Below are 12,669 nucleotides of genomic sequence, written 5' to 3'. Positions count from 1 at the left end.
CGCCCTTCCCGGCCCGCGTTAGCGATAATGACGTGATGGAATATCGCGAGCTGGGACGGTCAGGCCTGCGGGTGTCGGCGCTCACCATGGGCACCATGAGCTTCGGCGGCAAGGGCAAGTTCGCCTACGTCGGCTCCACCGGCGTCGAGGAGGCGCGCCGGCAGATCGACATGTGCATGGACGCCGGGGTCAACCTCATCGACACCGCCGACGTCTACTCCGGCGGCCTGTCGGAGGAGATCGTCGGCAAGGCGATCGAGGGTCGCCGCGACGAGGTGCTGCTGGCCACCAAGGTACGCATGCCGATGGGCGACGGCCCCAACGACGCCGGGCTGTCCCGGCACCACGTCATCACCGGCGCCGAAGCGAGCCTGCGCCGGCTCGGCACCGACCACATCGACCTCTACCAGGTGCACGAATGGGACGGCCGCACCCCGCTGGAGGAGACCCTGGCCGCGCTGGACCACCTGGTGACCTCCGGCAAGGTCCGCTACGTGGGCGTGTCCAACTACGCCGGCTGGCAGCTCATGAAGGCCCTCGGCGTCGCCGACCGGCTCGGCCTGCCGCGCTTCGTCAGCCAGCAGATCTACTACTCGCTGCAGGCCCGCGACGCCGAGTACGAGCTGATCCCGGCCGCGGTCGACCAGGGCCTCGGCGTGCTGGTGTGGAGCCCGCTGGCGGGCGGGCTGCTGTCCGGCCGCTATCGCCGCGACTCCCGGCCGGCCGAGGGCCGCCAGCTCACCGAGTGGAACGAGCCGCCGGTCCACGACCAGGAGCAGCTCTACGACACGGTGGAGGTGCTGGTCGACATCGCGGCCGGGCACGGCGTCTCGGCGGCGCGGGTGGCGCTGGCGTGGCTGCTGGGCAGGCCCGCGGTCACCTCCCTGGTGATCGGCGCCCGCACCGCCGAGCAGCTCGCCGACAACCTGGCCGCCGCCGACCTCAAGCTGTCGGACGAGGAGCGCGCCCGGCTGGACGAGGTCAGCCGCCGGCCGCTGCTGTACCCGTACTGGCATCAGGCGGCGACGGCGTCCGACCGGCTCTCGCCCGCCGACCTCACCCTGCTCGGCCCGCACCTGCCGCCGGAGGCTCAGACCGGGGTGTAGATCACCCGGAGCCGTCCGCGAGCGGCGCGGGCGGCACTACGCTGCTGTGCCATGCGGCAGCGAACGCGCCTCGACACCGTCAGGATCCGCGCGGCCCGCGAGGTCATCGACCCGGTGTTCCTCGACACCCCGCTCTACCGCTGCCCGGCGCTGGAGCCCGTCCTCGGCTGCGCGGTGAGCGTGAAGCTGGAGACGGCCAACCCGGTGCGCAGCTTCAAGGGGCGCGGCACCGAGGTGATCGCGAGCCGGCTCGCCGGCGGCGGCTCGCGGGCCGTGGTGTGCGCCAGCGCCGGCAACCTCGGCCAGGCCCTTGCCTGGTCCGGCCGCGGCCGGGGGCTCGACGTCACGGTCGTGGCGTCCCGCTTCGCGCCGGCGGCCAAGCTCGACCGCATCCGGGCGCTGGGCGCCCGGCTGGAGCTGGTGGACGGCGACTTCGACACGGCCCGCGAGCGGGCGGCGGCCATCGCCCGGCACGGCGGCGTCCGGCTGGTGGAGGACAGCCTCGACCTCGAGACCTGCGAGGGCGCGGCGACCATCGGCCTGGAGCTGGTGGACGGCCCGGGCGGAGCGCCGCCGCCGTTCGACGCCGTCCTGGTCGCCCTAGGCGGAGGGGCCATGGCGACCGGGGTGGGGCACGTGGTGAAGGCCCTGGCGCCGGGCGTCGAGGTGATCTGCGTCCAGCCGCTGGGCGCGCCGGCGATGACGTACTCCTGGCGCCGGCGGCAGGTCGTCACGACGGACACGACCGACACGATCGCCGACGGCGTCGCCGGCCGGTGCCCCATCCCGGCCGTCCTGGACGACCTCCTCGTGGTCGCCGACGACGCCGTCCTGGTGCGGGAGGAGTCGATCACGGCCGGGATGCGGCTGCTCCTCCACCACGCCGGCCTGGTCGTCGAGCCGTCGGCCGCGCTCGGCGTCGCGGCGGTCCTGGAGGACCGTGACCGCTTCGCCGGGCGGCACGTGGTCACCATCGTGTGCGGCAGCAACGTCGACGTGGACGCCTACCACCGCTGGGTCGGCGCGGCCCCCGCCGGTCAGGTCTGACCACAGTCCGGACGGCGGCGCCGCGGAAGCCGGGAATGCGGGATCATGTCCGGAATGGAGGCCCGTTTCCTCAGCATCGCCGAGCTGGCCGGAACCCCGCCCGTGGCGGTCGTGGTCGACGTCATGCGCGCCTTCACCACCGCCGCCTGGGCCTTCGCCCGGGGGGCGGAGCGGATCGTGCTGGCGGGGTCGCTGGAGGAGGCCCTGGCGCTCAAGGCCCGCCACCCGGACTGGGTCGCGATCAAGGACGGCCCGCCCGCGCCCGGGTTCGACGCCGTCAACTCGCCCGGCCTGCTGCGCTCCCTCGATCTCGGCGGACGGACCGTGGTGCACAAGACCACGGCCGGGACGGTCGGCGCCCTCGCCGTCAAGGAGGCGCCGCTGGTGCTGTGCGCGAGCTTCGTGGTGGCGGAGGCGACGGCCCGGCTCCTGCGGGCGCGCGGGAGCGACCGGGTCACGTTCGTGGTCACCGGCGAGGACGGGCGCGCCGACGAGGACCTGGCGTGCGCGCAGTACATCGCGCGGAGAGCCGCCGGGACCGGCGGGGGCGGGACGGACGCCGCCGGGACGGACGCCGCCGGACGGACGCCGCCGGGACGGACGCCGCCGGGACGGACGCCGCCGGGACGGACGCCGTCGGGACGGACGCCGTCGGGGTGGACGCGGCCGCGTTCCTGCGCCGGGCCGGCGAGTCGCGCGCCGCCGCCGAGCTGGCGACGGGCGTGCGGCAAGGGGTCCATCCCGACGACGTGGCGCTCTGTCTCGAGCTCGACCGGTTCCCCTTCGCCATGGTGGCGAGCATGGAGGGCCCGCTCATGGTCCTGCGCCCGCACGCCGTGCCCGCGCCGGGCGACGAGCCGCCGGGCTGAGCCGCCGGGGGCCGCGTCAGGCCGGCTCGCCGGTGAGGAAGCGCTGCACGACGGGGGCCAGGAGCGCGACCAGCCGCTCGCGCTCCAGCGACGCGAGCGGCTCGACCCGGAGCACGTACCTGGCGGTGGCGACGCCCAGCAGGTGCGCGCCGGTGAGGTTGGCCCGCAGCTCGGCCTGGTCGGCGCCGATGGCGCGGGCCAGGGGAAGCATCACCTCGTCGGACATGAACGCGGCCACCATCGCCGACGCGCTCGGCGACGCCGACGCGCCGCGCACCACCGCGAGGAGCCGCGCCCCGGTGTCCGGCGCCTCCCAGAGCTCCAGGTAGCGACGGGTCAGCCGCTCCCCCAGGTCCGCGACGCCGCCCTCGCGCACCAGCGCCGCCAGCGGCCGCGTGGGCGGGTCGGCCCGCAGCGCGGCGTCGAAGAGCTGGTCCTTGCTGCCGTAGAACTGCAGGACCAGGGCCGGGTCCACGCCGGCGGCCGAGGCGACGCCGCGGACGGTGGTCGCCGTGTAGCCGTGCTCGGCGAAGCTGCGCTGGGCCGCGGCCAGGATCGCCTCGCGCGTCCCCGATGCGCCGGGACGACGCCCGCCGGCCCTCCGCCGGCCTGTCTCAGCAGTCACCCTGCCAGCGTAACTCATCAGTGTTGAGTTTTCCGCCGCACTGCGCTTATCGTGGAACTCAACGTCGTTGAGTTACGTCGCGAAAGGAACGGCGATGCCACGAACGGTCATGATCACCGGAACCTCCTCGGGCGTCGGCCGGGCCTCGGCCCTGGCGCTGGCCGCCCGGGGCTTCACCGTCTTCGCCGGGGTCCGCGAGGAGTCCGACGGGGAGGCGCTGCGCCGCGCGTCCGCCGACGAGATCGTCCCCGTGCGCGTGGACGTCACCGACGCGGGCTCGATCGCCGCGGCCGCCGAACGGGTGGAGCGGGCCACCGGAGCCGCCGGGCTGACCGGGCTCGTCAACAACGCCGGCATCGGCGCGCCCTGGCCGATGGAGCTGGTGCCCCTGGAGGAGTTCCGGCGCCATCTGGAGGTGAACCTGACCGGCCAGCTCGCCGTCACCCAGGCGTTCCTGCCGCTCATCAAGCGCGCCAGGGGGCGGATCGTCAACGTGGGGTCCGAGGGCGGGCGCATCACGCTGCCCTTCCTTGGCCCCATCACGGCCGCCAAGCACGGCCTGGTCTCGATGACCGACGCGCTGCGCCTGGAGCTGCGCCCATGGGGCGTGTCCGTGAGCATCGTGGAGCCGGGCGCCACACGCAGCGACGCCCCGGCCAAGCTGGTGGAGAACGGCCGCCGCGCCGTCGCCGAGCGGTTCTCCCCGCAGGGCCGCGCCGACTACGGGGCCGCCGTCGAGCACGTGATCGCGGCGATCGCCGCGATCCACCGGCGCGCCGGCAGCCCGCCCGAGGTGATCGCCGGGGCCGTGGTCGCGGCGATGACCGCCCGGCGGCCGCGCACGCGCTACCCCGTCGGCGGCCACGCCAAGCTCCTCACCCGGCTGCGGCGCGTGCTGCCGGACCGCGCGATGGACGCGCTGGTGACGCGCCTGCTGGGCCTGCCCGGGCCGGAGCCGCGAGCGGCCGCGCCGCACGCCTGACACGGCGTCCGGTGCCGCCTCCGTGCGCTACCGGTCGGCCCGCTCGCCCTCGACCAGGGCGTCCAGGTGCGCCTCGACCAGGGCGTCCAGGTGCGGCAGCAGGACCGTGCTCTCCTGCTCGCGCGGGTCGCTGCGGGCCAGCAGCGCCCGGACGGGCTCGGTGTCGCTGAGGTTGACCGGCAGGTGCGGCACGTTCGGCGGGATGTAGAAGAACTCGCCCTCGCCGACCTCAAGGAAGTGCTCCAGCCCGTCGCCGAAGTGGGCGCCGACCCGGCCGCTGAGCACGTAGATCGCCGACTCGTGGTCCTGGTGCAGGTGCGCCAGGCCGCGCGCGCCTGGCGGGATGGTCTGCAGGTGCATGCACAGGCGCCGCGCGCCGACGGTCTCGGCGTCGATGCCGGTGAAGTACCGCAGGCGCTGCTTGCCGTCGTACGTCCGGTCGGGACGGACGAGCCGGCAGGCCCGGGCCGGGTCAGGCGTCGTCGTGCTCATGGTTCCCCCCGTGTCGGCGCGAGCCGAGGTCGGAGCCCCCGCCTATCCGGGGCCCGGCACCCCAAACCCGCCGGCCCGGGTCAGGTTCGGGCTCAGCTTCAGGGTTCGGGTTCAGGCTCAGCTTCAGCGAAGGGCAGCAGGAGCCGTTCGGGGCCGCGGATGCCGATGGGCGCCGTCCAGGTGACGGGGGCGTGCACGGCGGGCGGGCCGAAGCGGCGGGTCAGCACCGCGAGCGTCTCGGCCAGTTCCACCCGGGCCAGGGCCGCGCCCAGGCAGTAGTGCGCGCCCGCGCCGAACTGCAGCAACGGCGCCCGCCCGCGCACCGTGACGTCGAAGCGGCCGCCGTCCGCGAAGGCCCGCGGGTCGCGCCTCGACCGCCTGCGGCAGCAGCCACGGCTCCCGGCTCACCAGCGCCCACTGCGCCGGGTGGGCGGCGAAGGCCAGCATCGCGTTGGCGAGCTGGTCCGCTCCCAGGCGGCGGTATCCGACGGGGAGGCCCCGGCACGGAGGTTGGCCGTGGAGGGGGCGGATCCGGGGCTCCCCTTGACCATAAGGCGGCCGCCCCGGGGCAGCCGGGCGGGAAAGAGCCAGGCCAGCAGGGTCCGGCGCGGAACGGCCGGGCCAGAGGGCCAGGCATCAAGGGGCCGGGCCGAGCAGGGCCGGGCTGTGCGGCGGCCGGGGTTCGGAGCCGGAGGTTCTAGGGCCATGAGCATCGGTGACTTCCTCTTCGCCTCACCTCGCGGGACGCTGCGCGCCCGCGGTGTCCGCCGCGCCGTGCCCCCGGCGTGCGACGGCGGCACCCTCGCCGAACGCGCGGCGAACGCCTTGCGCGCCTGCCCCGGCGACCAGCAGAGCGACGGGCCGAGCGACAGGACGGGCATCGGGCCGGGCGGCGGGGACGGCGGCGGGGACGGCGACGGGCAGGGGGCCGCCATCGTGGCCGGCGCCGTCCCGTTCGCGGCGGACGCTGACCCGTGCCTGTTCGTGCCCCGCGAGATCCGCCGCACCACGACGCCGCCCCCCGCTCCCCGGCCCGGCCGGGCGATCGTGCCGCCGGACGCCCGGTACGTGCCCACCGCCGACGCCTACGCCGAGATGGTCCGCCGGGCGGTGGCCCGCGTCCGCGCCGGCGACCTGGACAAGGTGGTGCTGGCCCGCTCGCTCGCGGTCCCGTACGCGGGCCGGACGGAACCGCTGGTGGCCGCCATGTCGGCCGGCAACCCCGATGGTTACACCTTCGCCGTCGGGCTGCCCGGCGGCCGTCTGCTGTTCGGCGTCAGCCCCGAGCTGCTGGTCTCGCGCCGGGGCCGGGCGGTGGCCGCCCGCCCGATGGCCGGGTCCGCGCCGCGCGACAGCGACCCGCGCGAGCTGCTGGCCTCGGCGAAGGACCGCCACGAGCACGCGCTGGTGGTGCAGGCGGTCGCGGCGGCGCTGGCCCCGTACTGCGACGAGCTGTCGGTGCCGGAGTGCCCGACGCCGGTCGCGGCCGGTCCCCTGTGGCACCTGGCCACCGCGGTGAGCGGCCGGCTGGCCGACCCGGCGACCACGTCGCTGACGCTGGCGACCAGCCTGCATCCCACCCCGGCCGTGTGCGGCACCCCCACGGGGGAGGCGTTGCGGCTGGTCGGGGAGCTGGAGCCGTTCGACCGCGGCTTCTACACGGGCCTGGTGGGCTGGCAGGACCCGGCGGGCGACGGCGAGTGGGTGATCTGCCTGCGCTGCGCCCTGGCCGACGGCCGCGCGCTGACCTTCTACGCCGGGGCGGGCATCGTCGCGGGCTCGGACCCGGCGGCCGAGCTGGCCGAGACGGACGTCAAGCTCAGCACGGCGCTCGGCGTGCTCGTCCGTCACTGACCGGACACGCGCTGTTACGCTGGACGTCCGGGGCGTCCCGCGCCCGGCGGCTCGCGAGGAAGTGACACGCGCATGCGGCACCGTCCGATCACGCATCTGCGGCACGTCGGCCTGGCGGTGCCCGGCTACCGGCGGGCCGTGGAGTTCTACCGGGGCCTGTGGGGGCTGGAGGTGGTCGCCGAGGACTCCGGCGTCGCCTTCCTCGGCACCCCGGCCGATCCCGAGCAGTACGTACTGCGCCTGCGCCAGGACGACCGCAAACGCCTCGACCTGATCGCGTTCGCCGCCCGTTCCGCCGCCGACGTGGACCTGCTGGCCGGGCGGCTGGGCCGCGCCGGCGTCAGGCTGGAGCGCGAGCCCGGCCCGCTGGACACCCCGGGCGGCGGCCACGGCCTGCGCTTCTTCGACCTCGACGGCCGCCTGGTGGAGGTGTCGGCCGGCGTCGCCGGCCGCCCGTTCCGCGAGCTGGAGGAGCGCGAGTCCATCCCGCGCCGGCTCAGCCACGTGGTGCTCAACTCCACCGACGTGGTGGCCACCAAGGCCTTCTACGAGCGGCATCTCGGCTTCCTGCTGTCGGACTGGCTCGCCGAGCAGATCTGCTTCCTGCGCAGCGGCCCGGAGCACCACGTCCTGGCGATCAGCCGCGGGCCGCACGCGTCGCTGAACCACGTCTCGTTCGAGCTGCGCGGCCTGGAGGAGTACATGAGGGGGTCGGGCCGTCTCATGCGGGCCGGGCACCGGCCGCTGTGGGGGCCGGGCCGGCACGGCCCGGGCGACAACACCTTCACCTACTTCGCCGACCCGGCCGGCAACGTCATGGAGTACACGACCGAGCTGGCCCGGATCGAGGACGACGAGGCGTGGCGGCCGCGCCGCTTCGGCACCACGCCGGAGGAGCTCGACCAGTGGGGCACGGCCGGGCTGCTCACCGACGCGATGATCCCCGCGATGTACAACGACCCCGACGAGGGCCTGTGGCGGCCGTCGCCCGTCTGACGCCGTGACGGGTCACGCGGGCGGGCATTGACCATACGAAGAGTAATGCTATGGTTGCTTTCAGTTATGGAGGTGGTCATGGCCGTGCCGCGTCACGTGGCCTGTGTGATGGACGGGAACGGCCGCTGGGCCGCGCAGCGCTCGCTGCCGCGCACGGCGGGTCACGAGGCCGCCGAGGCCGCGGTGATGGACGTCATCGAGGCGGCGCGCTCCGCCGGCGTCACCTGGCTGAGCCTGTACGCCTTCTCCACGGAGAACTGGCGGCGCCCGGCCGGCGAGGTCGCCCTCCTCATGCGGCTCGTCCGCCGCGCCATCCGCAAGCACGCGCCGGTGCTGCACGCGCGCGGCGTCCGCTGCCGGTTCCTCGGCATGACCGACCCGCGCATCCCGGCCCCGCTGGTCCAGGACATCACCGACCTGATGACGCTCACCCGCGACAACCGGCGCATGACGCTCACCGTCGCGTTCGACCACGGCGGGCGGCGCGACATCGTGCAGGCCGCGCGGTCGCTGATCCGCTCGGCGACCCCGGCCGACCAGGTCACCGAGGCCAGCTTCGCCGAGCACCTGCCCTACCCCGACACGCCCGACGTCGACCTGGTCATCCGCACCTCCGGCGAGCAGCGCATCTCCAACTTCATGCTCTGGCAGGTGGCCTACGCCGAGTGGGTCTTCCCCCAGGTGCTGTGGCCCGACTTCCGCGCCGCCCACTTCTCCGAATGCCTCGACGCCTACCTGCGGCGCCAGCGCCGCTTCGGCGGCCTCCACCGGCCCACCACCATGTCAGGAGACGGTCCGCGATGACGACGCACCCCACCCCGCAGCAGGACACCGACGTCTTCGGGCCCGACTCCCTGCTCCGCCCCCTGGTCAACGAGGCGCGCTGGGGCCTCGCGGTGACCCGGGCGACCGTGCTGGAGGCCGCCCACCCGCAGATCGGCGCGGCGTTGATGGACAACTCCACGTTCCTGACGCATCCGTGGCGGCGCCTGCGCAACACCACGATGAGCTCGCGCCGCCTGCTCGACCCCGACCCGCGCGTACGCGACCGCGAGGCGGCCCGGCTCAACCGGCTGCACGGCCGCATGTCCGGCACCGACGCGCAGGGCCGCCCCTACGACGCGACCGACCCGGAGGCGCGCGCCTGGGTGGTGGCGACCCTGTTCGAGTCGACGGTGACGATGTGCCGGCTGAGCGGCGACGCGCTCGACGCCGAGGCGATGCGGCGGCTCTACGCCGAGCACCGCACGTTCCTGGCGCTGCTCGAAGGCGACGCCGGCCACCTGCCCGCCACGCTGCCGGAGTTCTGGTCCTACTACGACGACGTCATCGCCCACAAGCTGGAGAACAACGAGGCGGTCAACGTCATCGTCCACCGGCTGTTCGCGAACGTGCCCGCCCCGCCCGTGCTGCGCGGTCATCCCGCGCTGTGGACCGCGGGCCGGGCCGTGGCGGGCCCGGTGGCCGCCGCCATCACCATCGCCTCGCTCCCCGAGGCGTTCAGCCGGCGCCTCGCCCTGCCCGACCTGCCGGGCGCGCGCACCCTCATGCAGTCGGCGTACCTGGGCGCCGCCCTCGCCACCCGCTGCCTGCCGCGGAGCTGGACCCGGGTGGAGTTCTTCATGGGCCTGCTCGACCCGTCCGACGAGGCCGCGAGCCCCTGGCAGACGCTGCGCCGCCAGGCCGGCAAGGCCGCGGCCCTGGCCCGGCTGGTGGTGCCCGCCGGCGACGACGACGGGCAGGCGGTGGTCAGCTCGGCGGAGCGGTTCTTCACCGAGGTGCTCGACCAGACCGGCGACGGCTGCCTGCGCTGGCCCGACCTGGCGGCCATGGCCAGGGAGATCGCCACCCGGCTCGACCTGGGCGAGCAGGAGGAGGAGCGGCTGTTCCAGGCGTACGCGGCCTGGTGGCGCGAGCTGCAGACGGCGCTCGACCGCGACGGCGACGGCCGCGTCACCCGCGACGAGTACGCCGCCGCGGCCGCCCGCCTGCCCGGCTCCGGCCTCATCAGGATCGCCGACGTGCTGTTCGACGCCACCGACACCGACGACGACGGCGAGATCGACGCCGAGGAGTACCGCGACCTGTTCCGCACGGCCTTCCACCGCGACCTGGCCGCTGACGGCGGCCGCTGCTCGCGCGGCGCCTTCGTCCGGCACTTCGTCTCCTTCATGTCCGGGCAGCGGCACTCCGACGCCTGCGCCTCGCTGCTCACCCGCGGGTGAGCAGCGAGGCCACGAGCCGGCCGGGGCGCTCTACTCGTCGGTGGCGGTGGGGGCGAAGGCCGCCAGGGCGATGCCGAGGCCGCGCTGGTTCTGGCCCTGCGCCTTGGCGTCGGTGGAGTTGACCGAGTAGACGACCACGCGGCTCAGGTCGCGGGTCGCGCCGATGCCCGTCGAGCTGCCGTACCTGGCGCCGGTCTTGCCGTAGGCGAGGATGCCGCCGGGCAGGCGCAGCTCGGTCAGGCCGCTGGTGTAGTGGGCGTCCTCGCCGGTGCCGTACGTCTTCACCCGCGGCACGGTGAACATCGGCTGCAGCTGCCCGGCGGGCACGATCTTGCCGCCGAACAGCGCCTTGGTGAACGTCTCCAGGTCGGCAGCGGTGGTGATGAGGTCGCCCGAGGCCCAGGTGGAGGTCACCTCCATCTCGGTGACGTTCACCAGGCGCCGGCCGTCGTAGGCGAAGGAGCCGGGGAAGCCCTCGGGGACGACCTGGTAGCCCTGGTTGTGCCGGCCGCGGATCTTGACCGAGGTGCCGGGGTAGTAGCTGTGGCGCAGGCCGAGCGGGCGCAGGATGCGGGAGGCGACCTCGTCCTCGTAGGAGCGGCCGGTGACCCGCTCGATGAGCAGCCCGGCGACGAACGTGTTGATGTTGAGGTAGTGCTGCTGGGTGCCGGGGGTGAACTCGATGGGGTTGCGGACGGCCTGGCGCACGTACTCCTCGGGGGTGATGGTGTCGAAGCGGGCGGCGTAGACGGCCGCGAAGTCGCCCGGGGAGGCGGGGGCGGGCAGGCCGCTGGTGTGGTTCAGCACCTGGCCCAGCTTGACGGGCGGGTACGCGGCGGGCAGCAGGCCGGGCAGGCGGTCCTGGACGGTGTCGTCGAGCGAGAGGCGTCCTTCGGCGACGAGCTGCAGCACGACCGCCGTGGTGAACACCTTGGTCACGCTGCCCGCGCGGAACCTGGCCCCCTCCTCGGCCGGCCGCCTGGTCTTGAGGTCGGTCACGCCGGAGACCCCCCGCCACGAGCCGGCCGTCCCGCTCACCCGGACCTCGGCGGCGGTGGCGTCGGCGGCGGGCAGCCCGGCGATGCTGCTCGCCAGCGCCTGGTCGTTGATCGGCGGCACCTCCGCCACGGCGGCCTCGGCGGGGGCGGTGAGGACCAGGGCCGGGGCGAGGGCGGCCAGGGCGAGGGCGGCGGCGATACGGGTGCGCGTCATGGCGGAACTCCAGGTCGTGTGGTGGGACACCACTGATCCTGGCGGCCGGGCCCCCGTCCGCGGATCGCCGACGACGGCGATCTCGCGGCTCACTCCGCAGCGGGACCGGCTCCCTCCCGCGAGGGACCCGGCCGCCCGCGGACCCGGCTCAGCGTGGCGGGCGGGGAGTGTTCCGGGGTCCTTGAGGTCGGTGATGTCGATGCAGTACTCGCGGATGCCGCCGTCGGCGAGGCCGCGGCCGACGAACAACATCCAGCGGCGGCTGCCGTCGGCCAGGACGTACTCCATCTGGTACCGGCCGGTGGCGGCCGGCAGCTCGAGCTGCGCTTCGCCGGCCGCGGTGATCTCGCCGGTCAGCGCGGCCAGGTCGGTGGGCGCGAACCGGGCGCGCATCCGGCCGGCCTCGATCCAGGAGAAGCCGAGCAGCGTGTCCACCAGCCGCAGCAGCCGCCGGGTGTTGCGGTCGATCAGCTCCACGTCGGCCCGCCACTCGCCGACCGGCCGGTCCGGGGGCCGGGGCTTCAGGGGGTCGCGTCCTCCTCGACGCCGGCCTTCGAGGCGAGCCGGCGGCGCAGCCGCGACAGCCGGGCGATCTCGTCGTCGAGCGCGGCGAGCCGGCGCTCGACGACGCCGCTCGACGTGGCGCAGCCGGGCCCGCCGCGCGGCGGCAGCGTGTCGCCCTCCAGCAGGTGCAGCCGGTCGGCGCAGCCGCGCACGTCCTCCACGGTGAGCCCGAGCGACAGCAGCTCGCGGATGAGGCGCACCCTGGCCACCTCGCGCGGCCCGTACTCGCGCTGCCCGGCCGCCGTGCGCTCGGGCGGCGGCAGCAGCCCCCGCTGCTCGTAGAAGCGCAGCGCGCGGGGCGTGGTGCCCGCCGCTGCCGCCGCGTCGCCGATGCGCATGACGTCCTCCCGGTGCTCGCGCGGCCCCGGCGGTGCCGGCCCGGACCGCCGTCCCCCGATCATCTCCCGGAAACGGGCGGCGCGCGATCAGTCGGCGTGCAGGGCGGTCCTGAGGCCGGCCAGCGGGTCGGGCTGCGCGGGGCCATCCCGGCTTCGACGAGCTGGTCGGCCTGCTCCTGCGCTGCCTGCCCAGGCTGACGGAGGAGCGGCTGCGCGTCTTCGTCCTGCACGTGATCATGGTGCTGGCCGACGTCGAGCAGCGCCTCGACGAGCCGGCCTTCGACGACCGCGCGGCCGCCGCCGCCGTGGCGGACCTGCGCGCCACGGCCCTCGCCCTCCTCACCGCCCCGCTCCCCTGA

Annotated in this window: 14 protein-coding genes and 1 pseudogene; 10 read left to right on the top strand and 5 right to left on the bottom strand. The window is 75.2% G+C overall.

Going from position 1 to position 12,669, the window contains the following annotated elements; translation table 11 throughout:
* Window positions 1-35 precede the first annotated feature (35 nt).
* The 4 genes and pseudogenes from MF672_RS32555 (at window position 36) to MF672_RS32545 (ending at window position 3,022) form a co-directional block, all read left to right on the top strand.
* Complete coding sequence (locus MF672_RS32555) at window positions 36-1,106, top strand: aldo/keto reductase (protein ID WP_242380908.1); 1,071 nt, start codon at window positions 36-38, stop codon at window positions 1,104-1,106.
* Between the two features lie 51 nt (window positions 1,107-1,157).
* Complete coding sequence (locus tag MF672_RS32550) at window positions 1,158-2,153, top strand: threonine ammonia-lyase (protein ID WP_242380909.1); 996 nt, start codon at window positions 1,158-1,160, stop codon at window positions 2,151-2,153.
* Between the two features lie 45 nt (window positions 2,154-2,198).
* A pseudogene (locus tag MF672_RS52270) lies at window positions 2,199-2,630 on the top strand (2-phosphosulfolactate phosphatase); the annotation flags it as partial.
* A gap of 26 nt (window positions 2,631-2,656) precedes the next feature.
* The gene (locus tag MF672_RS32545; protein WP_247815517.1) at window positions 2,657-3,022 is read left to right on the top strand and encodes a hypothetical protein; all 366 of its coding nucleotides are present in this window, start codon (window positions 2,657-2,659) and stop codon (window positions 3,020-3,022) included.
* A 16-nt stretch (window positions 3,023-3,038) separates the two neighbouring features.
* Here the strand turns inward: MF672_RS32545 and MF672_RS32540 are convergent, their stop codons facing one another.
* Complete coding sequence (locus MF672_RS32540) at window positions 3,039-3,647, bottom strand: TetR/AcrR family transcriptional regulator (RefSeq protein ID WP_242380911.1); 609 nt, start codon at window positions 3,645-3,647, stop codon at window positions 3,039-3,041.
* Between the two features lie 94 nt (window positions 3,648-3,741).
* Between MF672_RS32540 and MF672_RS32535 the strand changes: the two genes are divergently transcribed.
* Window positions 3,742-4,629, top strand: coding sequence for an SDR family NAD(P)-dependent oxidoreductase (locus MF672_RS32535; protein ID WP_242380912.1), 888 nt, complete (start codon window positions 3,742-3,744; stop codon window positions 4,627-4,629).
* Window positions 4,630-4,656: 27 nt separating this feature from the next.
* Here MF672_RS32535 and MF672_RS32530 read toward each other — a convergent pair whose 3' ends face one another.
* Window positions 4,657-5,121 (bottom strand): cupin domain-containing protein, encoded by a 465-nt coding sequence (locus MF672_RS32530; RefSeq protein WP_242380913.1) that lies wholly within the window; start codon window positions 5,119-5,121, stop codon window positions 4,657-4,659.
* 98 nt (window positions 5,122-5,219) lie between these two features.
* Window positions 5,220-5,444: a hypothetical protein gene (locus MF672_RS32525; protein ID WP_242380914.1), complete on the bottom strand. Its 225-nt coding sequence runs from the start codon at window positions 5,442-5,444 to the stop codon at window positions 5,220-5,222.
* 382 nt (window positions 5,445-5,826) lie between these two features.
* On the opposite strand from MF672_RS32525, the gene MF672_RS32520 reads away from it, so the two are divergent.
* From MF672_RS32520 to MF672_RS32505, 4 genes are all read left to right on the top strand, one after another.
* A complete protein-coding gene (locus MF672_RS32520; RefSeq protein WP_242380915.1) occupies window positions 5,827-6,975 on the top strand; it encodes an isochorismate synthase in 1,149 nt (382 codons plus the stop codon).
* A gap of 72 nt (window positions 6,976-7,047) precedes the next feature.
* Window positions 7,048-7,971, top strand: coding sequence for a VOC family protein (locus MF672_RS32515; protein WP_242380916.1), 924 nt, complete (start codon window positions 7,048-7,050; stop codon window positions 7,969-7,971).
* A 78-nt stretch (window positions 7,972-8,049) separates the two neighbouring features.
* Window positions 8,050-8,775, top strand: a complete 726-nt coding sequence (gene uppS / locus MF672_RS32510; protein WP_242380917.1) for a polyprenyl diphosphate synthase — start codon at window positions 8,050-8,052, stop codon at window positions 8,773-8,775.
* The gene (locus MF672_RS32505) at window positions 8,772-10,196 is read left to right on the top strand and encodes an oxygenase MpaB family protein (protein ID WP_242380918.1); all 1,425 of its coding nucleotides are present in this window, start codon (window positions 8,772-8,774) and stop codon (window positions 10,194-10,196) included. The genes uppS and MF672_RS32505 overlap by 4 nt, the downstream gene beginning before the upstream one ends.
* 30 nt (window positions 10,197-10,226) lie before the next feature.
* Here the strand turns inward: MF672_RS32505 and MF672_RS32500 are convergent, their stop codons facing one another.
* Both MF672_RS32500 and MF672_RS32495 read right to left on the bottom strand, forming a co-directional pair.
* Window positions 10,227-11,885 carry a serine hydrolase domain-containing protein gene (locus MF672_RS32500; protein ID WP_242380919.1) on the bottom strand — a complete coding sequence of 553 codons (1,659 nt, stop codon included), beginning with the start codon at window positions 11,883-11,885 and terminating at the stop codon, window positions 10,227-10,229.
* 44 nt (window positions 11,886-11,929) lie between these two features.
* Entirely contained in the window at window positions 11,930-12,310 is a 381-nt protein-coding gene (locus tag MF672_RS32495) for a MerR family transcriptional regulator (protein WP_242380920.1), read from the bottom strand.
* Between the two features lie 230 nt (window positions 12,311-12,540).
* Here MF672_RS32495 and MF672_RS51535 point away from each other — a divergent pair, with 230 nt between their 5' ends.
* Entirely contained in the window at window positions 12,541-12,669 is a 129-nt protein-coding gene (locus tag MF672_RS51535; protein WP_302893317.1) for a hypothetical protein, read from the top strand.

It is taken from the genome of Actinomadura luzonensis (assembly GCF_022664455.2).
In the GTDB taxonomy this organism is placed as follows: domain Bacteria; phylum Actinomycetota; class Actinomycetes; order Streptosporangiales; family Streptosporangiaceae; genus Nonomuraea; species Nonomuraea luzonensis.
The sequence above is the reverse complement of the archived record's forward strand: the minus strand, read 5'-3'. Positions and strand labels throughout refer to the sequence as shown.